The sequence below is a fragment of the Paenibacillus cellulosilyticus genome, from assembly GCF_003182255.1.
Classification (GTDB): Bacteria; Bacillota; Bacilli; order Paenibacillales; family Paenibacillaceae; genus Paenibacillus_T; species Paenibacillus_T cellulosilyticus.
This window is the reverse complement of record NZ_QGTQ01000013.1, coordinates 30,398-55,905: the sequence shown is the minus strand read 5'-3', so window position 1 is coordinate 55,905 and position 25,508 is coordinate 30,398. Positions and strand designations below refer to the sequence as shown.

Below are 25,508 nucleotides of genomic sequence, written 5' to 3'. Positions count from 1 at the left end.
CTGCTATGCTGCGCAAAGCTATAGGTCACAGTGTAGTATATGATGTATAATAGACTCTAAAATAGGATTCATTCCGACTTGATGAGGTGATAGCGGTGGCTTCGATTACGGATGTGGCCAAGCATGCGGGAGTTTCCGTTACGACCGTATCCAAAGTGATCAATAACTATACGGATGTAAGTGAAAAGACGAGGAAGAAAGTAAATGAATCCATTCGGCTGCTCCGATATGAACCTAACGTTGTAGCAAGAGGACTTGTAAAGAAGCGCTCGTGGACGATTGGTATTTTGCTGCATAACATTATGACGAACCCTTTCGTCTCTGAGATGATGTCAGGGATGCAGAAGGCATTGGCTTCAAGTGGCTACGATTTACTTCACTTGTCAGCTAATTTCAACGACCCGGATTACTCGGTTATTCGTCATTGTTCAAGCCGCAACGTAGACGGGATGGTCGTATTTGGTATCGGCAGAGATAACAAGATTCCAATGGATCTGGTTAAGGCTGAGCTGCCGACTATGTTCGTCGACACCGACTTGATTGGACGTCGCGCGGGATATATAACGGCTGATAACCGCAATGGTATTCTGACTGTTATGGAGCATCTGTATAACCTTGGACATCGCAAAATTGCGTTTGTTTCGGGTTACTTAGGATATGTAGCTGGACGGACACGTTTCGAGGGATATCAACAGGGCTTGCGCCAATTCCAGCTTCCGTATTATTCTAATTATGTTGAGATTAGTAACTTTGATATGGCCGGCGGCTATAATGCGATGCAAAATTTGTTGAAGCTTCCCGATCGACCGACAGCTGTAGTTTGTACGTCCGACGTCATGGCGCTTGGTGTCATGAATGCGGTTACAGACGCAGGTCTGGGTGTACCCGGCGATATTTCTGTAGTCGGATTCGATAATACAGCTTTTGCATCGATCGTCAAACCAGGTCTAACGACAGTGAGCCAGAACATATTCTCAATCGGCGAAAGGGTTATTCATCAGTTGATAGAGCTGGTAGAGAACCCGGACTATTCGCCGCCTGTTCTCGTTGAGCCTGTCGAGTTAATTATACGTGAGTCGACATCAGCTCCTCGATAATGCTTTGCTAGGAACATGAAAGGAGGACAAGCTGATGACAGTCGAGCAGGCGCGTACAGCTATGGTCATCGCAGATCAAGTAACGCGCGTTTTCGGCAGAGGCGACGGTGCAGTCAAAGCATTGAATGAAATAAGCTTTACAGCAGAGCAAGGGACGATTACAGCGCTCCGAGGGCGTTCGGGCTCGGGGAAGACAACACTTTTGAACATAATCGGTGCGCTGGATCGGCCTTCTGAAGGAAGGCTTTTGCTGCAAGGTGAGGATTTGACCGTATTATCGGAGAAGCAGCGCAATCAGCTGCGTCGGAAGCGAATCGGTCTTATTTTTCAATCTTACGCTTTGATGCCGTTAATGTCTGCGTACGAGAATGTTGAATTTGGTTTGCGCATTGCAGGAATTTCTTCATCTCAGACACGGCGAATGGCTGAAGAGGCGCTTGAACAAGTCGGAATGAAAGAACGAATGAAGCATCGTCCGGGTGAATTGTCAGGTGGTGAACAGCAGCGAGTCGCGATTGCAAGGGCGATCGCCCATCATCCTGTTTTACTATTGGCAGATGAACCGACAGCTGAGTTGGATTCAAAAACAGGACGGTCCGTTATCCGGCTATTTCGTGAGCTTGTAGATCGGCTTGGCATGACAATTATTATGACAACGCATGATCTTAGCGTGCTCAGTATGATGGATCAGACGATCGCATTGGAGGATGGGCATATTGGTAAGGCCAGTGAAGAATAAGTTGAAAACGGTTGCAACAAGTGTCGGTGTCGCAACTCTGGTCATCGCAGCGTTGTCAGGCTGCTCCTTGCTTCCTAAGGAAGAAGAGCCAATTCCTCCGCCGCTTGTGAAGCCAGCAGAACAGAAATTTGATGTAGTAGATGTGAAGAAAGGCGAACTATCTATATATTTTAAAGGTTTCGCTACAGTAGTCTCCAAATCGCAGGAAGATGTATTCTTCAAGCAAGGCGGCGGCAGACTCTCCGCTATACATGTATCGCAGGGGGATAAGGTTAAGAAAGGACAACTTATCGCGGAGCTTGGAAGCGATGATTTGAAGCTGAGGCTGGATCTTCAGCATATTTCGTATGAACGGGCACAGCTTGATCTCCAGCGAGCAATTAAAAGCGGCAATGAGGATGACATCGCAGACGCGAAGCTGGATTTGAAATCTGTCAAACTACAATTGGAAGCGCTTCAGCAGCAATGGGACAGCTTGAGCCTTGTCGCACCGATTGATGGTGTCGTCACCTATTTGGCAGATGTTTCCCCCGGACAAATTATGAACGCGTACGATACGATCGTCACAATCGCAGATCCGTCGCGTATTCAGTTGGTATATACAGCGGATGACCCCTCAGAACTTTCTTCTCTACAACCGAACATGCCAGTTGAAATTAAGATCGATGACAAAGAACTGACAGGTAAAGTCGTACAGACCCCAAGCTCAGCACCTTACTCCAGCGACCAATCTGTGAACGAAAAGAACGCCAAGCTGCTTATTGTTGACGGAGATAGCCTAAAGGGCGAAATCGGCGAAATGGCAGAACTCAAAATTTTTAAACAGCGTCAGCAAAATGTACTTATCATCCCGAAATCCGGCCTTCGTACTTATCTCGATCGGAAGTATGTACAAGTGCTTGATGGCGATCGTCGCAAGGAAGTGGACGTCGAGGTGGGGATGTCCACGCCAACAGAGGTTGAAATTCGGCGCGGCCTAGCAGAAGGCGACCAAATCGTTCTTAACAACTAACAAGCTGCTAGCCAGCTAGAAGCGGAGTGACTTTTTGCCCCGCGAAAAGATCCTGATGTTAGGGGGTGATAAGTGTGGCGATCTTGACAATGATCATTCGCAAAATGCGCAAGAACAGCTGGCTGCAGTTGAACCTGCTGATCGGCTTGCTCATATGCGCAGCATTGTTCAGTTCAATGCCAATGTATACGGATGCGATTCTACAGCAGACGATGCAGAAACAGCTTCAGAACTTGCAGAAAACGTCCGGACAATATCCAGGCTGGTTCCGTGCATCGACGTCGGTATCACCAGACGTCACGCAAATTCCGCAGCGGGTCGTGGCCGCCGATGCATTCATGAACAGGGAATTCGGGCGCTTCAACATGGGTGTCCTTGCTTATCAGAAATATCGGGCAACTCGAACCTATACGACATTTGCTGCTGACGCAACCGACGCAGAGAAGAAGATAAATCGATTAGCTGCAGTCGTTGCGGTATCGGACTTGGATAAACATATCAAGCTGCTGGACGGCAGAATGCCGGCGGCAGAACCGGTTGACGGCGTCATCGAGACGCTCGTTACCCAGAAGTTCCTCATTGAATTCAAGCGCGATCTAAACAGCATCCTCGAGATCAACAATAGCAAAACAGGCGAGACTCTCCGCTTCAAGCCTGTTGGTCTGATCGAACAGCAGGAGGATGAGAACGGTACATACTTACGGTTCAAGCTCGAAGGCGTCGGCAATCTCATGTTTGTTCCATTCGAATGGTTCGACCGAGAGATCGTCGGCTCATCTAGACTTGAGCTATCCTCACTGCAATATCAAGTTGCACTTCATTACCCTGATTTGAAAGCAGCGAATCTTACGACCTTCATGGGTGAAGCGGGACGTATCGATAAGTACTTCGATAATCGTCTTGGCACCCACCAGCTCGAATTCCCTGCACTCCGTACACTCAAAGGTTACGGGGATACGAAGGAACGACTCACCCGATTGCTCTGGGCGTTGTATGCTCCACTGATGTTGATGCTCGTATTCTACCTGCTTCTTATCTCGAACAAAATGATAGAAGGGCAGAAGACCGAAATATCCGTCCTTCGAAGCCGTGGAGCCAGCAAAATCCAAATTGTCGGTATATATGCCATAGAGGCGATATTATTAGCGATCCCCGCACTTACTATTGGTGTTTTCGGCGGACTTATGTTTACGAAGGTGCTTGGTTCTGCGAACGGTTTCTTGCAATTCGTTGATCGTTCGGCACTTGAGGTGCATTTGACAGAAGATGCGATTCGGCTTGCTGCTTATGCGATGGGCGGCGCTATTCTGCTTGTCCTTATTCCTGTCATTCACGCTGCGAATGTCTCGATCGTTGACCGCAAGCGCAACTTGTCACGTGGAGAAGGGACATCCGTCTGGCATAAGCTTGTCCTCGACGTCATTCTGCTCGGCGTCTCTATCTACCTGTTGAACGGTTTCCGCAAGCAGATGGATAACTTCGATAAGCTTGGGATCGACAGCGGCTCCTTGCAGATTGACCCGATGCTGTTCCTGACGCCGGCTATGTTCGCCTTTGGTGGCGGCTTGCTGCTGCTGCGTGTGTATCCCTGGCTGCTTCGCCTTATATATCGAATCGGCAGGAGATGGTGGCCGCCAGCGCTATACGCGGTACTCACTCAGACGAGCCGTTCATCGAAGCAGTTTCTTACGATTCAGCTATTCCTCGTCCTGACCGTTGCAACAGGTCTGTTCAGCGCCCACTCGGCACGAACGATTAACAACAACTTAGAGGACAAGATCAATTATGCGATGGGCGCCGATGTGACGCTCACGGAATATTGGCAGAACGATGCGCCGCCTCCGCAGACGGGAGCTCCTACACAGGCTCAAGTGACGGTAGATCCGAATAAGCGCGTTCAATACACAGAGCCGGACTTCGGCAGCTATCAGAAGCTGACGAGTGTTGAGGCTGCGGCACAGGTGTTCATTAAGGAGGATGCAACGGTTTCGGTAGGCAAAGGTACGATCGATACGGAGCTGATGGGCATCAAAACGGATGATTTCGGCAAAGTAGCGAGCCTGCGCAGCGACTTGCTTGATCATCATATGAATCTATACTTGAATCTAATCGCGCCAGAGCCGACAGCGGTCCTCATCTCGAGAACATTAGCGGAGGCAGATGGAATCAATGTTGGTGACACAATCAATGTTGGATGGCAAAAGCTTAGTTCCTCACCATTCGTTGTGTATGGCATTGTGGATTATTGGTCTTCATGGAATCCAACAGCGGATTTAACAACGGACGGCAAGACAGGGGAGCTTCCGAAGCTCATTATCGGGCACCTGGACACGATCAAGAACCGTCTTGCTGTAGAGCCATATGAAGTATGGCTGAAGCTTAAGGACGGCAAGACAGCCAGCGACGTGTATCAGGAACTCCAAGATAAGAAGATTCAAATTGTCAAAGTCGCGGACCGCAAGTCTGCGCTAATCGAATCGCGTAACGATCCGTTCCGGCTTGCGATCAACGGTGTTATGACGTTGGGCTTCGTCATATCTATGCTTATTAGCTTGAGCGGTTTCCTGCTGTTCTGGATTCTGACCTTGTCAGGCAGAACGCTGCAATACGGTATTCTACGTGCAATGGGTATTCCTTTCGGCCAATTAATTGGCATGCTCATCAGTGAACAGCTGTTAACATCCGGGGTTGCCGTTGTAATCGGGTTAATCTCCGGTCGTGTAACGAGTGAATGGTTCGTTCCACTGTTTAGAATGTCGTTCGACACGAAGGTACAGATGCTTCCGTTCCGCATCGCGCACAGTACGTCGGATTATATCCAGCTGCTTACGGTCGTCTTGTTCATGCTTGCGATTGGATTGGTCGTACTCGGCATTCGACTGTTCCGCATCCGTGTCCATCAAGCTCTGAAGCTGGGAGAGGAGTAACTGCATGATTCATTGCGATGGGCTTGTCAAAATTTATAAAACAGCAGATCTTGAAGTCGTAGCGCTTCAAGGTTTGGACTTGCGAGTGGAGGACGGCGAGCTGATGGCGATCATCGGCTCGAGCGGCAGCGGCAAGTCCACACTCTTGAATATGCTCGGCGGGCTTGATCGCCCATCGGCAGGGAAGCTATTCGTCGATGGCAAGGACATGCTGACGATGTCTGAACGGCAGCTTATCCGTTATAAACGGGAATCGGTCGGCTTCGTCTGGCAGAACAACGCACGCAACTTGATTCCGTACTTGACCGCGCAAGAAAATGTGGAGCTTCCGGTTCTCCTGAAGGGTCGCCGCAAGAAGGAGAGAGCGCTTGAACTGCTTGATGCAGTTGGCCTTCAGCACCGCCGTCATAATCGACTTAGCGAGCTGTCCGGTGGTGAACAGCAGCGTGTTGCGATTGCGATCGCATTGGCGAATCAGCCGCGTTTGCTGCTGGCCGATGAGCCAACAGGCTCACTGGACTCGAAGACCGCAAGTCAAGTGCTGGACCTATTCCGCCGTTTGAACCGAGAGATGGGATTAACGATTGTTATCGTAACGCACGATCCGCAGCTAGCACGTAAGGTCGATCGTGTCGTTTCGATCCGTGACGGACGTACGTCGTCGGAGATGATCCGAACACAAGCCGATATCGAGGAAGAAGATAACATTGCAGATGTGTATGGCCATGTTGAACAGGCTGAAACGCATGTGGAATATGCCGTCATCGATAAGGCTGGCCGCCTGCAAATTCCAGCTGCTTATCTCGATAATGAAGCGTTCAAGGATCATACACGCGTGAAAGTCGAATGGGAAGACGGCCGCATCATTTTGTCTCCTCCGGAGACGGCTAAGATCGAACGATAATGATTACTCCGCAACCGCTTAGGGAATGTAACAATTCCTTTAGTGCTTGGTTGTGGAGTTTTTTTATTTCATAATGAACTTTATTGGCCTCTGCGATCTCTTATCTAGGTAAAGGGGGGGAGAACATGAACATCAGCCGTCTTGTCAAACAAGCACAGAGAGGCAACAAGGAAGCATTGCTACAGCTCATCATAGCCGAACAAGACGCTTACTATCGTCTTGCCTATAGCTACATGAAGAACGAGCATGACGCGATGGATGCGATGGAAGATATGATCGTCAAGCTGTATGAGAAGCTGGACCAGCTGCAGAAGGGAGAGGCATTCTACAGCTGGAGCAAAACGATTCTGGTCAATCGTTGCAAAGCGATGCTTCGTTCCAAGGATCGATTTCATCCACTAGGGGACGAGGAAGCACCAGATTATGTTGAATTAACAGATGACAATCCATATCGTGAAACGGAATCAGAAATGGACATGGAAGTGCTGCTCTCGCATCTGAATACGAGACAGCGTGAAGCGATCGAGCTTCGCTACATACATGATCTTCCCTATCAGGTGATAGCAGATATGACAGATTCGCCGATCGGGACGATCAAATCAAGAATTTCGCAAGGGATTCAAAAACTAAAAGCCGTGATCGGAGGTGATCGTCGTGAGAACGATCGAAGAGAGGTTGCAGGAGCACAAGCAGAATCGGAGTGTCATCCAGGCGCCGTCAGAACTTGAAAACAGGCTTCGGCATGCACTGGAGCAAGTTCCTGCTAAGACAAAACATAAACCTAGAGCGATGGTATGGGGCGCTGCAATGGCTGCCGCATTTCTACTAATCGTTGGGACTTACCAGTATCCGGCATTTGCTTATTTGGGAGGCAAGCTGCTGAGCAAGATTGAGCTTTCCTCGTTAAGCTTCTCTGAAGTAGCGGACCAAGGCTATGGCCAGACCGTCAACAAAAGCAAAACGCTGGACGATGGAACGGTCATTATGATTGAAGGGGTCATTGCGGACGATAATGCCTTGTTAATGTACTACACGATTGATGCACCGGGAGGCTCCGTATTGAAGAATGAATACGATCTACGTTTCAACGTTGGCGACTTACATAGCTTTCTGAAGAACTCGAGGATGAAAGAAGGTTATGGTAACCATAGCCCAGACGCGACCCACTTCGAAGGCGTATATAAATTCGAGCCGGTTAGCCCATTTGCTAGAAAGCTAACGGTTACCTTCAGTGAGTGGATCAGTGACAAGGAACGGGCATCTTATCCGATCAGCTTCAACTATGAAGCGAATAAAGCGATGAACAGCATCATTAAAGAGAAGCTAACGGCATCCGTTGCAGTTGACCGAGGGAAGGTAGTCTATGATTCTATAACAGCCTCGCCTACGTCAACTGTCATTAAAGGACATTATGAAATGTCAAATGGGGAATATCCGAGGTTTATGGGGAATACAAGGCTCTACGTCAATGGTACCGAATTGAAGGCATGGGGTGGGGAATCGAATATATCCGGCGATACGAAGGGATTTATTCTCGAATATGATGTGCTTCCTACCGACAAAGTAGAGTCGATGTCCCTTGTTCTCGATAATTTCGACGGCTACCAGAAGGTAGATCAGCCGATCTCGCTAGCTTCGCCATCCGATCGTTCCATTCTAATTGGCAATGAGAAGCTGTGGATTCGAAGTGTAACCAAAACCACTTCCGGCTACGATATCGTAATCGCTAGAAAACAATTCACGATCCTTGATAACGACACGATCGCCGTTCAAGCGGGGGGGACTGTCGTTCCAGCAGCATCAATTTCCCAAGCACGTCCTTGGGATTTGAAGAACGGCAACATCATGTGGGAGCAGACGTTTTCCTTTAAGACGGATGTGAAGCCAGAGAGCTTATTGCTAGGCGGATACCATTACATCAAAACCTATAACCAGACCCTTACAATTCCTATTCAATCAAGCAAATAGAAAAGAAAAGCCCGAGCCATCAACTGGCTCGGGCTTTCCTTATTGATCCCGATTACGAGATTACTTGGTCAACTGTTCCATTTGACTGATCAGATCCTCGAACACCGCCATCGCTTGTTCGATTGGTTCTGGCGTCGACATGTCAACGCCAGCACGCTTCAGGATGTTGATCGAATAGTCGCTGCCGCCGCTCTTCAGGAAGCCGAGGTAACGATCAACAGCCGGCTTACCTTCGTCAAGGATTTGTTTCGCGAAGCTTGTTGCGGCCGAGAAGCCTGTTGCGTATTTGTACACATAGAAGCTCGTGTAGAAGTGTGGAATGCGCGCCCATTCGATCTCGATGTCCTTGTCAACGACCATGCCGCTGCCGTAGTACAGCACGTTGAGGTCGTAGTAGATTTTGGACAGATCCGCCGGTGTCAGCGATTCGCCTGCTTCGGTACGCTCGTGAACGATCTTCTCGAACTCCGCGAACATCGTCTGACGGAATACCGTCGTACGGAATTGGTCCGCGTAGTACGTGAGCAGGTACATTTTCTCCTTCGGATCCGTCGATTTCTTCAAGAGATAGTCCATAAGAAGTGCTTCGTTCAGCGTCGAAGCAACCTCAGCGAGGAAGATCGTATACTGTGCGTCGCGGTAATTTTGCGTGCTGTCCGAATAATAGGAATGAAGCGCATGGCCCATCTCATGGGTGAGCGTGAACATGCTGTTCAGGTTATCTTTATGGTTGAGCAGGACGTAAGGGTGAGTGCCGTATGCACCCCAGCTGTAAGCGCCATTACGCTTGCCTTCGTTCTCATAGACGTCGATCCAGCCGTTGTCGAAGCCGTCCTGCAGGACGTCCAGATAGTCGCTGCCAAGCGGCTGAAGGCTTTCCTTAACCGTCGTTTTCGCTTGCTCATACGTAATGTCGAGCTTAAACTCGTCAACGAGCGGTGCGAACAGATCGTACATGTGCAGTTCATCGACGCCAAGCAGCTTCTTGCGAAGCTCCATATAGCGGTACATGAGCGGCAGATGCTTGTGGATCGTATCGATCAGGTTCGTGTACACTTCCTTCGGAATGTTATCGCCGAACAGCGACATTTCCAGAACGGAAGGATACTTGCGAGCGCGGGAGTAGAAGACGTTCTTCGAAACGTTTGCGTTCAGCGTTGCCCCAATCGTGTTGCGCAGCTTGCCATATGTATCGTACATCGCTTTGAATCCGTTTTTGCGAACTTCGCGGTCCTTGCTCTCGAGGAACTGGATATAACGGCCTTGTGTCAGCTCGACTTCTTCGCCTTCCTCGTTCTTCACTTTCGGGAACTTCAGATCCGCATTGTTCAGCATGCTGTAGATCGTATTCGCGGATTGGCTGATATTGCCGACTTGAGCGAGCAGCGCTTCTTCTGTCTTGGACAAAATGTGCGCTTTCTGCCGACGCATTTCTTCGAGCGTTTTGCGATAAATCGCAAGGTCTTGATTGTTGATGAGTGCGTCCAATTCAGCATCCGCTAGGCTTAGCACCTCTGGCGTGATATAGGACATCGCTTCGCCGGATTCAACGCTCAGCTTCTTCGATTTCTCGGAGAGGGACTGGAACGTCGGCTCAGCTGTATCTTCATGATGCTTCATATTCGCATAAACATAGAGGCGTTCTACATGCAGCGAAAGCTCGTCTTCGAGCTCGAAGCACGCTTTTAGCTGAGCAGGATCAGCGAGCTTGCCTTCAAAGCCAGCCAGCTTGCCGATTTGCTCCTTCGCAAGTGCATATTCACGGTCCCAGGAAGGCTGGTCGGCGAATAGATCCTCCAGTTTCCAACGGGTTTCAACAGCAGATTCAGCACGCTTCGGTACGCTTGTCATTGTATTCCTCCTAATTTGAGAATAAGGCCTCCACAGCAGCTCGGTTGCTGCTTGATGCGGCGTTTCATAGGATGTGCCAGCCTTGGCTTGCGGAGCAGAGCCGCCAATTAGCGCTGCTGGCAGCACCACAGACAGTAGAGCAGGAAGCCATCTCATCGGCTTTCACCTCACGGCATATTTTGCCGCTAGTATGCCGTATGAGCTTGCTTCCTATCCATCCTGCATGTGACAATTCTGTTAGCTGCCCATCGTGGTCAAACTGTACACAATGAGAAAGAAAGCAAACAAAATAAACACGATTGCTGTTATGGCCAGCGGACGACGGAGCGGGGCAGATAACGAATTGCGATACATAAGAATAACTCCGCCGAGCACAAAAGCCGCGATGATGAAAATAATGGATGCTTCAGTGTTCATCGTTCAAACGGATCCTCTCGTAGTGACTTGTATGCACAGGCTGTATCCGATATGTTCGCCGCTGTACAAGGAAATTCCTTCCTTGACAGCAGGATCGCGGCTACACTTCCCGGAATGCCGTCAGAATTGCTTCGCGTTCTTCTTCGCGGCCAGCGAAATCGTCAGCGCGGAACCGGTTCTGAGCCCAGTGAAGCATCTCTGGACGACTTACGAATGTGTGGCACTCCTCGCCCCATTGATCGGATATTTCTCTTACAACCAATGTTTTGCCTTGAACCTCAACGGTTAACATGTTGTAATTATCGGTCTTATAAATCTGATGTTTCTTAATCATGGGTGCTTGACCCCTCTCACAGGTTTGCATTCATCATAGCCAAAGTTTAGGGTGGAAATCAATCTAATCTAATGGTAATATAAGGTACCCAGATCACGTGCGGCGGCTTGATCGTCCGGCGCTGGACCAGATGAAGATAGAGGAGACGAGAAGAGATGAGTATGAATCGACAAGATGTGTATGAGCAAGCAGGGGTAGCCGCTACATGCAGAGGCTATGAAGAGTACCAGAGAATGTTCGACTTGCCCGATCAATTGGAAGGCAAGCATGTTCTCGACATTGCTGGCGGCGCTTCGTCATTCACGGCGGATTGCAGCGGCAGAGGGATTTATGCACAAGCGGTTGACCCACGGTATGCTTATGACCCTGAGATTGTCCTGGCGGATGCAAGAGAGGAAATCGAGACGTCAACGGAGAAGCTGCGGTCGCTCGCTCATCGCTTCGACTGGAGCTATTATGGCGGTATCGATCAACATCGTACCGGCCGATTGGAATCGTTCCATCGTTTCGCTGCGGACTACTCGGCACCGGATGCGAAGCAGCGTTACATTGCGGGATCGCTTCCAGCGCTTCCTTTTGCAGATCGATCGTTTGATTTGGTATTGTGCAGTCATTTTTTATTCCTATATGCCGATCAATTCGATGCTGATTTTCACGAGCGCGCTGTGCTTGATATGATTCGGATATGCCGCCCTGGCGGCCAGGTTCGCATCTATCCGCTGCTGTCTCTTCGGTGGGAGCCATACCCCCATATGAACAGATTGCTCGCTGCCATTTGCAACACTGGAGCTGTCCCATCTATTGAGGATTCGCTGCTTCCATTTATCCCGAAATCCTCCAAAATGTTGGTCGTTAATGTTTAATTGCAATTTACCATCGGTACATGTATAATGGGGTTATTCGTCGTATACGGCGATTAAGTTTAGGAGGTTGTTCAATTGAAAGGAACAGTTAAGTGGTTTAACGCAGAAAAAGGCTATGGCTTCATCCAAGTTGAGAACGGTGAAGACGTATTCGTTCACTTCTCCGCTATCACGGGCGACGGTTTCAAAACCCTCGACGAAGGCCAAGCAGTAGAATTCGACATCACCGACGGTAACCGCGGTCCACAAGCAGCTAACGTCATTAAATTATAAGATCAAAGCTTCTTATAATAGATGCCCTAGCACGAACAAGAAGCTCCCTGCCATGCAGGGGGCTTTTTTTGATGAATTTCTACTCAGCTGAATTCATGCTTTTGACCAGCCAAACAAGCAGGTGTACACTAGCATTATTAGCACATGAAGGAGTTGTACATATCCGATGAGCAATACGATTTATTTATGGCCTGAAGGCGCGCCGTTTGCGAAGGGCAACGAGGACAGCGATCAGCCGACATTGACTTCTTATTTGGTTGAATCCGACCGTCCGCGAGGGGCTGTCATTGTATGCCCGGGTGGTGGCTATGAATTTCTAGCTGATCATGAAGGTGAACCTATCGCGAAGCGTCTTAATGAGCTTGGGTTCTCCGCGTTTGTGCTTCGTTACCGTTTTGCACCATACAGTCACCCTGTGCCGCTCACCGACGTGCAGCGTGCCATTCGTCTCGTTCGCTTGCGTGCGCAAGAGTGGAACATCGATCCAGAGCATATCGGCATTCTCGGCTTCTCAGCGGGCGGACACCTCGCATCGTCGGCAGCAACGCATTTTGACCATGGTCAAGCCGATGCGAATGATCCGATTGATCGGATGTCCTGCCGTCCGGATGCCGCAATTGTCTGCTATCCGGTTATCTCCATGGGCGAATTCCGACATGATGGTTCGCGCCGTAACCTGCTAGGCGAGAACCCTTCGCAAGCGGACATTGATCTTATGTCTAACGAGCTGCAAGTAACGCCGCAGACGCCGCCTACGTTTATCTGGCACACGATGGAGGATGACCTGGTACCAGTTGAGAACGCTCTGCTGTTCGCGACGGCGCTGCGCCGCAACAAAGTACCGTTTGAGCTTCATGTGTATGAGCGTCACGGCCATGGCATGGGATTGGCAGAGTGGGAACCTTCGGCGCGCACATGGATGCCGCTTTGTGGCGAATGGCTGATTAAGCAAGGGTTCTAGCTATCATCTATAAACAATAAAAAGGGTAGTTTTCAAGTCGCTCGTAGCGATCTGGAAACTACCCTTTGTCATGCGCTTAAACGGAATTTCGGGTCTCGACGTAATGTTTCGAGATAAATCCAAGTGCAGCAAGGCCCGCAAGGCCAGCTGCGATTATATAGAACGTCTCGCGTCCGAACATTTCATAGATGATGCCGCCGAACAAACCGCTCAGTACGCCGGATACGCCATTCCATACGATAGCGAATACGGCCTGCCCGGAGGAACGGTACTCATCTGGGATCATTTGCGTAATGTATCGCAGCGCAGTAGAGAAGAAGATGCCGAACGTAATGCTGTGCATAAGTTGTGTAGCGACGACCATCCAAGGCTCGGACAGCTCGGCAATGAGCAGCAGCCGTACGCCGTAGAGCAGGCTCGCTATAAATAGCAGAGGCAGCTCTTTGAACTTATGTCCGTACTTGCCGAGCAGGAAGAAAACCGGTATTTCGCTGAAGGCCGAGAACATCCAGCCAAGGCCCACGAGTGAATCCGACGCGCCCATCTGGCGCAGCGTAACGGCTAGAAATCCATCATACATTCGATGAGCCGTCGAGATCACGAGCAGTATTGTGAAGAAAGCGACGACGTTTGGCTTCCGCAGCAGCTTGAGGAAACCGGAAAACTCCATTTTACGCATCGAGCCTTGATAATCTCGCAGTAGAAACGTAAGCAGCAGCGTGATGCTGACGGTTGCTATTGTTAATGGAAGCGTATATTCAGAGCCGGTATGCCTTAATATTAATCCGAATAGATAGGCAGATACGGCAAAGCCTAGCGAACCAAAGATGCGTATCAACGCATAAGGTGTACCTGTGTAGGTGCTGGATAGCAGAGACAGGCTGTCGGTTAGCGGGTTAATAGGCGTCTGGAAGAAATAAAAGCAGATCATGACCAGACACGTGAGCGCAAAGGTGTTGATCGGGAAGAGCAGCGAAATCATGACCAGCTGTCCGAATACCAATATATGAAGCAGCTTCTTGATCGTACGATATTTATCGCTGGCTATGCCCATTAATAGATTGGCGAAGATCGAAATGAATGGGCCAGTCGAATAAATGACGCCAATCTGTTGGCTGGAGAATCCATGGTCAAGAAAGTAGAGCGGGAAATAAGAGGTGATAAGTGCTTGCGTCGAATAGGCAGCGAATGTGAAGGACCGGAGAGCGGTCGTTTCCTTTGCTGCTGAGCGGGGTCGGATTACGACTCGCTGCGGCGATGACGGTGGTGACGATGTGAATGACATGTTGAAAAGCTCACTCCTCGGAGTCTGCATGTAGGGTCTTCTGTTCGTCCATCAGTATACCACAGCATGAAGCCGACGGGGGAATAGGGTTGAAAGGTGCAAGGCTAGATTTATGTCTTTCAAAATGATAAAATTGAGGGCGGAGGATTGCAGGAGATGGAGAAATATCGATTTGTATGGAATAATCGCTTAGGCATCTCGCTGCCGGTTCTCGACCACGACTGGGATGATTACGCCGAGTCGGAGCGTGTACACATCGTCGAACAATGGGAGACGATACGAGGCACGATTCCAGACCGGATTATCGCACTTGAGCAGCAAATTCAAACCCGGCAAGCCCAGCTGTACGAAGAAGACGATTTCGAAGTCAGCTGTTCGCTTAATTACGATATTGCCGAGCTCGCCAGCCGGATTAACGATTTACATATTTGGTACCGCATCAATCAAGAGATTGAATCGCGGCGTCATTCCTGACGGATCGACATAAAGGGGGCGCCAAGCAAGGACATGCCGGCTACACGCAAACGTGCTGCCAAGCCGGGCGGTGCGCTTCGTATGATGTATCAGGTGTACAAATATGTACTGCCTGACGTTCGTAAAGAGCTCGCAGGCTGGAAGCAGCATGCGGCATCGATACCTGATCGAGAGCTGCGGGAGCAGGCGGTTGCCAGTATTGCAACCAAGCAGTTCCACTGCGAGGGCGGTGCGATCTATGCTGCTGCTAACGCTGCTTATCGGCCGATTCTGATTCCGTTAATTGTAGCACTGCAGACGATCAGCGATTATTTGGACAACTTGTGCGATCGAAGCACGTCGCTTGATCCAGATGATTTTCGACTGCTGCATCAATCCATGTTGGATGCGATAGACCCAAGTGAGCCTATTCGTGATTATTATGCCAATCGAGCAGAGCGCGAAGATGGTGGCTATTTGCAAGCGCTTGTTCGAACATGCCAGCAGGCAATTAAACAGCTGCCTTCCTATCCAAGTGTACAGCCTTATGTAACGGAGCTCGTCGGATTGTATGCAGACTTGCAAGTCTACAAGCATATTCGGATCGATCTCCGAGAGTTTGAGCTTGTCGCTTGGCGGGATCGGAACGGAACGCTTAGTCCGCATCTGCAATGGAATGAATTCGCGGCTGCAACAGGGTCTACGCTTGGAATGTTCATGCTGTTCCTCGCTGCTTCGATGGAAGATTTGAAGCCGGAGGATGCGCTGCTCATTCGCAATTGTTATTTTCCGCATGTATGCGGCCTTCACATTATGCTCGATTACTTGATCGATCAAGAAGAAGACCGACATGGCGGCGACCTGAATTTCTGTACGTATTATCCGGACCAGGAGACGCTGTTGTCCCGTATTGGCCTCATCGTGGAACGCGCACGAGAGGATGTAGGGCAGCTGCCGGATGCCAGCTTTCATCGCCTCATTATTGAAGGGCTGCTGGCACTGTACTTGTCCGATCCGAAGGTTAGAAACCAACGGGATGTGCGACTTGTTGCGCGTAGGCTAATGCGGAACAGTCCATGGACCCGATTGTTTTTTTATATGAATAGTATATGGATTAGAACAAGACAAGCATAAGAGTGATAGGGGGAGACGAATATGTCAGCTGTTAAATCGATTGCCGTCCTTACGAGTGGAGGCGATTCGCAAGGGATGAACGCCGCAGTGCGTGCAGTAGTCCGTAGCGCAATCTTCCATGGAATCGATGTATATGGCGTTCAGCGCGGTTACCAAGGCCTGCTGAACAATGACCTGCGTCCAATGGATCTGCGCAGCGTGGGCGATATTATTCAACGCGGAGGTACGGTGCTGCAGACGGCTCGCTGCAAAGAGTTCATGACAGCGGAAGGCCAACAGCGCGGAGCAGAAATTTTGCGTGAGCGCGGTATCGACGGTCTCGTCGTTATCGGCGGCGACGGCTCGTACCAAGGTGCGAATAAACTGAGTAAGCTCGGTATCAAAACGATGGGTCTGCCGGGAACGATCGACAACGATATTCCGTTCACGGACTTCACGATCGGCTTCGATACGGCTGTCAGCATCGTAGTTGACGCAATCAACAAGCTTCGCGATACGATGACGTCGCACGAGCGTTCGTCGATCGTAGAAGTTATGGGCCGCCATTGTGGCGATATCGCGTTGTACGCGGGTCTTGCAAGTGGCGCTGAGACGATTCTCGTACCAGAGGTACCATTTGATCTGACGGAAGTATCGAATCGGATGGCGGACAACTTCCGCGCAGGCAAGCGTCACAGTATTATCGTCGTTGCAGAGGGTGCAGCGAAGGGCGATGATATTGCAGAAGCGATTACGAAGAGCAATGGCATCGAGCCACGCGTTACGGTGCTTGGCCACATTCAGCGTGGTGGCACACCGACGCATAATGACCGGATTCTCGCAAGCCGCTTGGGCGACTTCGCGGTTCGTAAGCTGATCGAGGGCGACTCGGCTAAGTCGTGCGGTATTATCAAAGGCGAACTTGTCGCTACGGATATCGATTTGGTTGTAAGCACGAAGAAATCGTTCAACATGGATCTGTACGAACTGGCGCTCCGCCTGTCGCAATAAGCGAATACGCAACATAAACATAGAGAGCCTTATGTACGGCCAATTGTCCCGAGGGACGATAAGCAGACATAAGGCTCTTTCTGTATGTTTAGGCTTTGGTTGATAGCGATTGGAGTACGCCTAGAATTTCTTCGGTCGGACGAAGACCCTTCTCTGCGAAGACGATCTTGCCTTCCTGATCGATAATGAAGACGACGCGCTGCTGCGCGATGAGACCGAGGAATTTGCCAACGTCATACGACTTGCGGATTTCTCCGCCATTGTCAACGACGAGCGGGAAGTCATAGTTATGCTTCTCTGCGAATTGACGGTGGCCTTCGAGTGTTCCGGGATTGACGCCAAGAACTACGGCATTATGACGTGCGTAGAGCGCACGCGAGTCGCGTACCGCGCACAGCTGCTTCGTGCAGCCTGGTGTTTCGTCCATCGGGTAGAAGATCAGTACGATCGGCTGTTTGCCAACATAGTGTGCGAGGTTAATCGTGCCCTGGGTGCTCTCCGCTTCGAATAGGGGGGCTTTTGTACCAACTGACAGCATGCTCATACTCCTCCTTATCTTTATTGTATACAATTGTATTGTATACTATTTAATTCGAGGAAACAAATGAAAATGAATGTCGCTGTAATAATAAAGCCCGTGGATCACAGGCAGATTGCCTAATGCTCCACGGGCCTTCGTAATAAAGATATGATAGCGGTACTAGTCTAGCTTAGAAATTCGCATCTCCGGTATAGTTGTTATTCGCATTCCAGAGCAAATATTCATCGATGTTCGTATCCTTGAGCGCCTTCAGCTGCGCATCAACTTCCGCTTTGCCGTACTTGATGTAATGCCCTTTGCCAAGCCAGCTTGCCGTGAAATCTTGAATCCATGGCCGGATAGCTGGGGTATACGAGCCGAGCGGCTGCAGCTTCTTATGCGTATCTTCCATCGCGCCTTTGATTACGGCATATGGATTCGTATCGGGTTCCTTCACTTTGAACCAACCGGTGCTGTAATGGCTCGGATAAACCATCGGGCTGATAACGTTGACCTGCTTCGAAATCTTGACGAAGTCTTGGCCGATGCCCTCTGCGGCTGGAACAGATGCTGCATAGCCAAAAATATCAACCGAGACGCGGACACCAAGCGGCTCGAGCTGCTCGCGTGCGTATTGGACGAAGTCGGCGATGACGTCGGTACGTTTCTCATCGGTTTTATCGAACGTCAGAGACGCTTCCTTCTTCTCGAAGCCTTCCGGGAATCGTACATAGTCGAACTGGATTTCTTTGAAGCCCAGCTTCGCGGCTTCCTTGGCAATCGCAACGTTATACTCCCACACCTCACGGCGATACGGGTTGACGAAGCTGTCGCCCTTGCCATTCTCCCATACCGTTCCGTCCGACTTGCGATAGGACAACTCAGGATGATTGCGGGCAAGTACAGTGTCCTTGAACACAACGATACGCGCGATCGGATAAACTTGGTGCTTCTCCAGCAGCTGCATCGTTGCAGAGATGTCCTTGATGTACTTCTGCGACGTTCCGAGCTTCAGCAGCTCTTGATTGTCGGTCGGGTATGTAATGTACCCATTGTCATCCTTGATGTCGATAACCATGCTGTTCAATTCGGTGCGATCCAGCAAATCTAGCAGCTTGGTCATACGTGCGCCCCCCGCGCTGTGAGCGGTTACATAGATGCCCTTCACTTTCGGCGCATCAGGCTGAGGATCTTTTTTTACGAACACATTGGACGACGGGTTGGCCTGGTCTCCGCTATCATCAGCGGTGGTAGTAGGGGTTGTCGTCTGTCCGCCAGAATTCGCCAGGGTGACGGCTTTGACGACGGTGTTAGCGGCAGTACTTTGTTCGTTAGTACCCGTTAACAGGTGGTTAAATAAGAGTAAAACTGTGAGCAAGATGTCCATTGTGTTCTCTCCCCGTATGTAATCTATCTGATTATAAAGCAGAAAGAGGACGAGCAACAGACATCTAAAGATCGATTTTTGATGAAAATTAATGAAAATTGAAGATAGACGTCGTGAGAGGAAGATTGTGTTATTACACACGTTACGCAAGGCGTATAAAGAAGAAAAGCCCGCCGCCGATTAGGCGACAGGCTGTAGGAAGCGGATCACCGCTTCTTGCTTGCAATTGCAATCCTTCATCCATCAATGCAGACTTGTGTCTCTTTGCTGTTCACAAATGCTCAGCTGCACAATCTCCATTGCATCTTCCGGTTCTAACACACCCAGACCATCCCGCAGCACGATGTTCAGTTGACGTTCTCGTTCTGTAAGGAAAGGTTCGAGTTCAGGTGCCAGCTTTTCCACTATCCTCGACAATTTGACTGTTTCCATATCCATCTGGCATCACCCTTTCATTATCATGTTCAGGGCAAAACATCAGGCTAGAAACGCAAAAAACTACGGGATAGCTTTATTATAGCAGTGTGGAATGTAAATGGATAGTCGATTCCATGAAAATCCATTCATGCCCGTATTATGGAAGCGGTTTATGAAACTGTCCGATGACGCCTACCGTTTCGACAATGTTAACGAACGCTTTCGGGTCAATGGATAAGACGGTTTTGCGAAGCTCGGAAAGCTCATACCGCGTTGTAACGGTCATAAGCATGTCCTGTTCATTGGCGGTGAAGGCACCTCGGGTACGGATGATGGTGATGCCGCGCTTATGCTCCAACATTTTGGTCAGAATACGATCGCTTTCCTTCGTGACGATGAACGCGGTGATTTTAATGTGCCGGACATGAATGAGATCGACGACCTTGCCCGCTGTAAAAATCGAGATCAGCGAGTAGAGTGCAATATCCGGATCGCCCGTGAAAATCGCAAGCGCAGCAATCACGCCCCCGTTCAAGACGAAGATGATCATGCCAATCGGCAGATCTCGTTTACGGGACACGATGGACGCTATAATATCAAAGCCGCCAGTTGAACCTCCATAACGGAGCGCAAGTCCGCTTCCGAAGCCAACGGTGAGTCCGCCGAATACGGATGCTAACACAATGTCATCGGCGAGCTGTTTCACGGGAACGAATTGAAGAGCGATCGTAGTGCCGATAACCGACAGCATGCTGAGCAGAACAAAGCGCCGTCCGAGTATCATCCACCCCCAGATCAGAACAGGCAGGTTAAGGACGAAGTACAGCCAGCTAATGTTGCCGCCGAATATATAGCCGATCATCATCGAGATACCGGAGATACCTCCGCTGAGCAGTTGATGCGGAATGAGCAGAAGATTGAAGCCGATCGCAACGAGAGTAGCGCTGACAAGTGTCAGCAGAATGCTCGGAAGCTGTCTTGCAGCATTTCGCGCATTGAAAGGCATGAGATAGTCAGCTCCTTCCGTGCAACAGATTGTAGAATAAATTTACTGTCGAGCGTCAGCAGATGAACAGGATTTAGTTCTTTTCTTGTCGAATGCTTTAAAGGCTGTTACCAAACAGGCGATGGAGGGGCAACAAGATGTTGTTCAATACGTATTCGTTTATTTTCGTATTTTTGCCGATTACGGCGATCGTCTATTTCGTACTGGGCAGGCTGCGCTTAACAATCGCCGCAAAGTGCTGGCTGGCAGCAGCGTCCATCTTCTTCTATGGTTACTGGGATTACCGCTATGTACCGCTTATTATCGCATCGATCGCCTTTAACTATACGATTGGACGCCTGCTCGGGGCTCGCAGCGCCGATGATACCGTTCGCATAGCAGGCACGCGCAGGCTAGCGGTTCTTACTGCAGGCCTAGCTATCAATCTTCTGTTACTGGCTTACTATAAGTACGCCGACTTCTTCCTTCAGAACTTCGCCGACGCAACAGGGGCACATATCTCATTACTCCACATTACGCTTCCGCTGGGCATTAGCTTTTTTACCTTCACCCAAATCGCGTACCTTGTAGACGTTTATAAGGAGAAAGCACGCGAAGCGAATTTGATTCAGTACATCTTGTTCGTTACATTCTTCCCACATCTTATAGCGGGTCCGATTCTACATCACAGCGAGATGATGCCTCAGTTCGATCGTCTTCGCAGCAAGCTGTGGAATTGGCGCAATGCCGCGTCTGGGCTTTACCTATTCGTGCTTGGTTTGTTCAAAAAGGTTGTCGTGGCCGATACGCTCGCGGGATATGCGAACGACGGGTTCGCGACAGCAACGCAGTTCGTTGAGAGCTGGACCGCTTCGCTTGCCTATACGTTCCAGCTGTATTTTGACTTTAGCGGCTATACCGATATGGCTATTGGACTTGCGCTCATTTTCAACATTCGACTGCCTCAGAACTTTAATTCGCCCTACAAGGCACTCAATATTCAAGACTTCTGGCGTCGCTGGCATATGACGCTGAGCCGGTTCTTGAGGGAATATATTTACATTCCACTCGGCGGCAATCGGAAGGGCGAAATCCGAATGCTGATGAACCTGATGATTACGTTCCTGCTGGGCGGTTTATGGCATGGAGCGGGATGGACGTTCTTGTTCTGGGGCTTCCTGCATGGAGGCGCTCAGATCGTTCAGCGGCTATGGTCGCGTTATGGGTCGGGCATGCCGAAGTGGCTCTCTTGGTTCATTACGTTCCAGTTCGTCAACTTCGCTTGGATCTTCTTCCGTGCAGACTCGTGGACGGAAGCCATTCGAATCATCCGCGGGATGCTGGGCTTGTCCGGCATTGCGTTGACGTCCTATCGTTTGGAGCTTGTCGCCTTTCCGATATTGTTGATAATGGTTCTATTGCCATGTGTCCTGCTGCTGCGCAACAGCGGGGAGCGGGAATTGAGCTTCCGTCCCAGCTGGCAGGCAGCTGCTCTGATCGGGTTTATATTCATCTATTCGCTGCTGTACTTTAATCAGATCAGTACCTTCCTTTATTTCAACTTCTAATGCTTGCGTATATGGAGGTATTCCGAATATGACTCAATCTTCGCCGCGGGATCTACAAACGGCATCTATATCAGCAGCAACAATGCCAACTGTAACGGTACAACGTCCGTTGCCCAAACGAAGACGTACGGCGAAGCAGATGGTCCTGCTGTCTGGAACGTTCGCTATCGGTTTCGCAGGCTTAGCTATATGGCTATCGTGGGCAATAGATCCGCTGCAGCATTATCATAAAGCGTGGTTTAATCCGGTATTCTCCACTGAAGAGCGGTATCAGAACGCTGGACTTGCCCGCAACTATGACTACGATACGATCATTCTGGGTACCTCGATGACGGAGAATTTCCTGCCTTCTGTTGTCGGCAAGGAGCTGGGCGGGCAAGTCATGAAGCTGTCGCTTCGCGGCTCATTAATGCCAGAGCAGTACGAGACGGCGAAGCTTGCGTTATCCACCGGCAAAGTGAAGCAGGTGCTGTGGGGAATTGACTATTTTGCCCTGCGGCAGCCCGATGAGGAAGGCGAAGCGTTTCCGTCTTATTTGTACGACGATAATTGGTGGAATGATTATTCCTATTGGTTCAGCATCACACCTTATGAGCAGCTCGTGGAAGGATGGACGAAGAAGGCGATGCGCCACGGGGATCAGAGCCTGGAGAAGCTCGACAACTGGAATAACGCTGTCAAATTCAGCAGCAAGCTGGTCATGAACGACTATCGGAATGCTCAGCAGTCGGAGTACTATTTTGGTGCAAATGAGGATCCGCTATCGAGCGTACAGCAAACCTTCAACACCTACGTATTAGCGCTCGTACAAGCCCATCCGGAAGTCAAGTTTACTTTCTATTATCCGCCTTACTCGATCTTGCGGCAGGCGGTGTGGCAGCAGACGAATCCGGTTCGATATGAAAATCAGCTGATTATGCGCAAATGGATGTTCGAGCAACTGCAAACATTCGCGAACACGCGGCTCTATGATTTTCAAGCGGAGAGCCGCTGGACGTTCGATTTGGACCGATACAAAGATTTGTCTCATCATACGGAGGCCCTTAATACTGCGATTGCCGAGGCGATTGGACGAGACGACGCGGCTTATCGAGTAACGTCTGATAATGTGGATACGCTCAATGCAATGTTGAAGGAACAGGTCGACTCGCTCGTGATCGACGAGAAGAATAATACAGTTGCTGCTTATCCGATCACGATCGATGGAAGCGAAGTGAGCTTCTCGAATCGGGTATCCGCAGGGGAAGGCGAGGTGCTTGTTCCTGCCAAAGAAGCAGCGGCGGCAATCGGAGCAACGATGGCTTGGGATGCGGGTTCGAAATCCGTATCGATGAGACGCGGCAGCATTCGAATGACGCTTTCTACCGGGAAAGCGGTTGCAGTAGTGAACGGTACGCAAATGGAAGCGTCGTCACCTGCTCAATTAGTTGACAATAAGTTGAACATTCCACTTATTTTTGTAGCGGAATGTTTGGGTATGCATGTTGAGAAGACGGTGAAAGGCCCCGCCGTTACTGCATTTTCCATCGAATGACATCTTGAAAAAGGCCGTCGCGACGGCCTCGGCGCAAATCCTTCCAATCTTCGTTTGCTGGTATTCATCGTTCAAGGTGTGTTATAATGAACTGGATATTTTTAAGTAGGCTGAAGATAGAAGGAGTTTGAAGAAGTTTGAGTACATTTGCTGAATTCGGACTGGAGCCTAAAGTGCTTCAGGCCATTACGGAGCTTGGATTCGAGGAAGCAACCCCGATCCAGTCCAAATCGATTCCAATTGCGTTGACGGGCAGCGACCTGATCGGCCAAGCGCAAACGGGCACAGGGAAAACAGCTGCATTCGGTATCCCACTGATTAACAAAATCCCGACAAGCGAAGATCGGATTGTCGCACTAATTATGACGCCAACTCGTGAGCTTGCGATCCAAGTAGCTGAAGAGATCGGAAAATTGACGCGTTACAAGGGTCTTCGCACGCTGCCAATCTACGGCGGCCAAGAGATCGGACGTCAAATCCGTGCACTTAAGAAACACCCGCAAATCATCATTGGTACGCCGGGCCGCTTGCTCGACCATATCAACCGTAAGACGATCAAGCTTGCTGACGTACAAACGGTTGTCCTGGACGAAGCAGACGAAATGCTCGATATGGGCTTCATGGAAGACATTACTTCCATCCTGAGCATGGTACCAGAAGAACGCCAGACGATGCTGTTCTCGGCAACGATGCCTCCGAACATTCAACGTCTTGCTCAGCAATTCCTGAGCAACCCAGAGCATGTATCGGTTATCCCGAAACAAGTCAGCGCTCCGCTGATCGATCAAGCATATATCGAAGTGCATGAGCGTCAGAAGTTCGAAGCACTTAGCCGTCTGATCGATATGGAATCGCCAGAGCTTGCCATCATCTTCGGTCGTACGAAGCGCCGTGTTGATGAGCTCTCCGAAGCGCTCCAGAAGCGTGGCTATTCGGCAGAAGGTCTCCATGGCGACCTTTCACAGAACCAACGCGATAACGTCATGCGCAAGTTCCGCGACGGAAGCATTGACGTTCTCGTAGCAACGGACGTTGCAGCTCGTGGTCTTGACGTATCGGGCGTAACACACGTTATTAACTTCGACCTTCCACAAGACCCTGAGAGCTACGTTCACCGTATCGGCCGTACAGGTCGTGCTGGTAAAGAGGGTACAGCTTGGTCGTTCGTGACACCACGCGAGATTGATCATCTGCACTTTATCGAGAAAGTTACTCGCCACAAAATTACGCGCAAGCCGCTCCCAAGCATCGCGGAAGCGATCGAGGGCAAGCAACGCGTAACGGCTGAGCGTCTCATCGAGAATGTTCAGAATGATGATACGCAAGAATACAAAGGCATCGCAATTCATCTGCTTGAGCAGTACGACTCCGTCAACCTGCTGGCAGCAGCGATTAAGCTGCTGACGGGCGAGAAGAAGGACGTTAACATTGAATTGACGCCTGAAGATCCGATTCGTGCGAAGAAGCGTCGTCCAGACGTTCGCGCAAGCGGTCGTCGTTACACGGGCAACTCGTTTGGCGGCAACCGCAGCGGTGGCAGCTCTTCTAACCGTGGCGAAGGCGGCGGCGGATACCGTGGCGGCAATCGCAGTGAAGGTGGTCGCGGCGGTTATGGCGGCGGCGGACGCAGCTATGGCGGCAACCGCAGCAGCAGCAATAGCGAAGGCGGCAAAGGACGCAGCGAGCGTTCCGGCGAGTCGCGCCGTAAGTATTCTTCTTCGGATGACTTCGTAAACAAGTAAGAAAAGGTTCATCCGGGTGTCTAGGCTGCGCTTCTGGCGCAGCCGCCTCCCGGATTTTCTTTATATTGTTATACTGGACATCTAGGACTTATTTGTTGCAATGAATTGACACCGCTTACCTACACAATAGCCGATGCAAAATTGGAG

General features: G+C 50.1%; 24 protein-coding genes. 16 read left to right on the top strand and 8 right to left on the bottom strand.

Annotated features, from left to right (window positions below; all coding sequences use genetic code 11):
- Positions 1 to 95 precede the first annotated feature (95 nt).
- From DFQ01_RS16900 to DFQ01_RS16870, 7 genes are all read left to right on the top strand, one after another.
- Positions 96 to 1,097 (top strand): LacI family DNA-binding transcriptional regulator, encoded by a 1,002-nt coding sequence (locus DFQ01_RS16900; protein WP_110045070.1) that lies wholly within the window; start codon positions 96 to 98, stop codon positions 1,095 to 1,097.
- 34 nt (positions 1,098 to 1,131) lie between these two features.
- On the top strand, positions 1,132 to 1,836 hold the full coding sequence (locus DFQ01_RS16895) for an ABC transporter ATP-binding protein (RefSeq protein WP_110045069.1): 705 nt from the start codon (positions 1,132 to 1,134) through the stop codon (positions 1,834 to 1,836).
- Positions 1,814 to 2,848, top strand: coding sequence for an efflux RND transporter periplasmic adaptor subunit (locus DFQ01_RS16890; RefSeq protein ID WP_174812597.1), 1,035 nt, complete (start codon positions 1,814 to 1,816; stop codon positions 2,846 to 2,848). Before DFQ01_RS16895 ends, DFQ01_RS16890 begins: the two co-directional genes overlap by 23 nt.
- A 74-nt stretch (positions 2,849 to 2,922) precedes the next feature.
- Positions 2,923 to 5,775, top strand: coding sequence for an ABC transporter permease (locus DFQ01_RS16885; protein WP_110045067.1), 2,853 nt, complete (start codon positions 2,923 to 2,925; stop codon positions 5,773 to 5,775).
- A gap of 4 nt (positions 5,776 to 5,779) precedes the next feature.
- On the top strand, positions 5,780 to 6,679 hold the full coding sequence (locus tag DFQ01_RS16880; protein WP_110045066.1) for an ABC transporter ATP-binding protein: 900 nt from the start codon (positions 5,780 to 5,782) through the stop codon (positions 6,677 to 6,679).
- Positions 6,680 to 6,804: 125 nt separating this feature from the next.
- The gene (locus tag DFQ01_RS16875; RefSeq protein WP_110045065.1) at positions 6,805 to 7,407 is read left to right on the top strand and encodes a sigma-70 family RNA polymerase sigma factor; all 603 of its coding nucleotides are present in this window, start codon (positions 6,805 to 6,807) and stop codon (positions 7,405 to 7,407) included.
- The gene (locus tag DFQ01_RS16870; protein WP_110045064.1) at positions 7,334 to 8,647 is read left to right on the top strand and encodes a DUF4179 domain-containing protein; all 1,314 of its coding nucleotides are present in this window, start codon (positions 7,334 to 7,336) and stop codon (positions 8,645 to 8,647) included. The genes DFQ01_RS16875 and DFQ01_RS16870 overlap by 74 nt, the downstream gene beginning before the upstream one ends.
- A 60-nt stretch (positions 8,648 to 8,707) precedes the next feature.
- Here the strand turns inward: DFQ01_RS16870 and pepF are convergent, their stop codons facing one another.
- The 3 genes from pepF to DFQ01_RS16855 form a co-directional block, all read right to left on the bottom strand.
- Entirely contained in the window at positions 8,708 to 10,498 is a 1,791-nt protein-coding gene (pepF, locus tag DFQ01_RS16865; protein WP_110045163.1) for an oligoendopeptidase F, read from the bottom strand.
- Positions 10,499 to 10,735: 237 nt separating this feature from the next.
- On the bottom strand, positions 10,736 to 10,915 hold the full coding sequence (locus DFQ01_RS16860) for a hypothetical protein (protein ID WP_110045063.1): 180 nt from the start codon (positions 10,913 to 10,915) through the stop codon (positions 10,736 to 10,738).
- A gap of 100 nt (positions 10,916 to 11,015) precedes the next feature.
- Positions 11,016 to 11,249, bottom strand: a complete 234-nt coding sequence (locus DFQ01_RS16855) for a hypothetical protein (RefSeq protein ID WP_110045062.1) — start codon at positions 11,247 to 11,249, stop codon at positions 11,016 to 11,018.
- Between the two features lie 155 nt (positions 11,250 to 11,404).
- On the opposite strand from DFQ01_RS16855, the gene DFQ01_RS16850 reads away from it, so the two are divergent.
- From DFQ01_RS16850 to DFQ01_RS16840, 3 genes are all read left to right on the top strand, one after another.
- A complete protein-coding gene (locus DFQ01_RS16850; RefSeq protein WP_110045061.1) occupies positions 11,405 to 12,112 on the top strand; it encodes a class I SAM-dependent methyltransferase in 708 nt (235 codons plus the stop codon).
- 75 nt (positions 12,113 to 12,187) lie between these two features.
- Positions 12,188 to 12,385, top strand: coding sequence for a cold shock domain-containing protein (locus tag DFQ01_RS16845; protein WP_110045060.1), 198 nt, complete (start codon positions 12,188 to 12,190; stop codon positions 12,383 to 12,385).
- 166 nt (positions 12,386 to 12,551) lie between these two features.
- Positions 12,552 to 13,346: an alpha/beta hydrolase gene (locus tag DFQ01_RS16840; RefSeq protein WP_110045059.1), complete on the top strand. Its 795-nt coding sequence runs from the start codon at positions 12,552 to 12,554 to the stop codon at positions 13,344 to 13,346.
- Between the two features lie 76 nt (positions 13,347 to 13,422).
- On the opposite strand, the gene DFQ01_RS16835 is transcribed toward DFQ01_RS16840, so the two are convergent.
- Positions 13,423 to 14,631 (bottom strand): MFS transporter, encoded by a 1,209-nt coding sequence (locus DFQ01_RS16835; RefSeq protein WP_110045058.1) that lies wholly within the window; start codon positions 14,629 to 14,631, stop codon positions 13,423 to 13,425.
- Positions 14,632 to 14,787: 156 nt separating this feature from the next.
- On the opposite strand from DFQ01_RS16835, the gene DFQ01_RS16830 reads away from it, so the two are divergent.
- From DFQ01_RS16830 to pfkA, 3 genes are read left to right on the top strand one after another with little or no spacing between them, the layout of a single operon-like run.
- Positions 14,788 to 15,105 carry a hypothetical protein gene (locus DFQ01_RS16830; protein ID WP_110045057.1) on the top strand — a complete coding sequence of 106 codons (318 nt, stop codon included), beginning with the start codon at positions 14,788 to 14,790 and terminating at the stop codon, positions 15,103 to 15,105.
- Positions 15,106 to 15,138: 33 nt separating this feature from the next.
- The gene (locus DFQ01_RS16825; RefSeq protein ID WP_245946756.1) at positions 15,139 to 16,218 is read left to right on the top strand and encodes a tetraprenyl-beta-curcumene synthase family protein; all 1,080 of its coding nucleotides are present in this window, start codon (positions 15,139 to 15,141) and stop codon (positions 16,216 to 16,218) included.
- 21 nt (positions 16,219 to 16,239) lie between these two features.
- Positions 16,240 to 17,208 (top strand): 6-phosphofructokinase, encoded by a 969-nt coding sequence (gene pfkA / locus DFQ01_RS16820; protein ID WP_110045056.1) that lies wholly within the window; start codon positions 16,240 to 16,242, stop codon positions 17,206 to 17,208.
- Between the two features lie 88 nt (positions 17,209 to 17,296).
- On the opposite strand, the gene DFQ01_RS16815 is transcribed toward pfkA, so the two are convergent.
- The 4 genes from DFQ01_RS16815 to DFQ01_RS16800 all read right to left on the bottom strand — a co-directional run bounded on the left by DFQ01_RS16815 (position 17,297) and on the right by DFQ01_RS16800 (position 20,538).
- Complete coding sequence (locus DFQ01_RS16815; RefSeq protein ID WP_110045055.1) at positions 17,297 to 17,746, bottom strand: peroxiredoxin; 450 nt, start codon at positions 17,744 to 17,746, stop codon at positions 17,297 to 17,299.
- 172 nt (positions 17,747 to 17,918) lie between these two features.
- Positions 17,919 to 19,115, bottom strand: a complete 1,197-nt coding sequence (locus tag DFQ01_RS16810) for a putative glycoside hydrolase (RefSeq protein WP_110045054.1) — start codon at positions 19,113 to 19,115, stop codon at positions 17,919 to 17,921.
- Positions 19,116 to 19,358: 243 nt separating this feature from the next.
- On the bottom strand, positions 19,359 to 19,553 hold the full coding sequence (locus tag DFQ01_RS16805; protein WP_110045053.1) for a hypothetical protein: 195 nt from the start codon (positions 19,551 to 19,553) through the stop codon (positions 19,359 to 19,361).
- Between the two features lie 136 nt (positions 19,554 to 19,689).
- Positions 19,690 to 20,538, bottom strand: a complete 849-nt coding sequence (locus DFQ01_RS16800) for a YitT family protein (protein WP_110045052.1) — start codon at positions 20,536 to 20,538, stop codon at positions 19,690 to 19,692.
- Between the two features lie 137 nt (positions 20,539 to 20,675).
- Here DFQ01_RS16800 and DFQ01_RS16795 point away from each other — a divergent pair, with 137 nt between their 5' ends.
- From DFQ01_RS16795 to cshA, 3 genes are all read left to right on the top strand, one after another.
- Entirely contained in the window at positions 20,676 to 22,085 is a 1,410-nt protein-coding gene (locus DFQ01_RS16795) for an MBOAT family O-acyltransferase (protein ID WP_110045051.1), read from the top strand.
- A 28-nt stretch (positions 22,086 to 22,113) separates the two neighbouring features.
- Positions 22,114 to 23,619, top strand: coding sequence for a stalk domain-containing protein (locus DFQ01_RS16790; RefSeq protein ID WP_110045050.1), 1,506 nt, complete (start codon positions 22,114 to 22,116; stop codon positions 23,617 to 23,619).
- 137 nt (positions 23,620 to 23,756) lie between these two features.
- A complete protein-coding gene (cshA, locus tag DFQ01_RS16785; RefSeq protein ID WP_110045049.1) occupies positions 23,757 to 25,361 on the top strand; it encodes a degradosome RNA helicase CshA in 1,605 nt (534 codons plus the stop codon).
- Positions 25,362 to 25,508 lie beyond the last annotated feature (147 nt).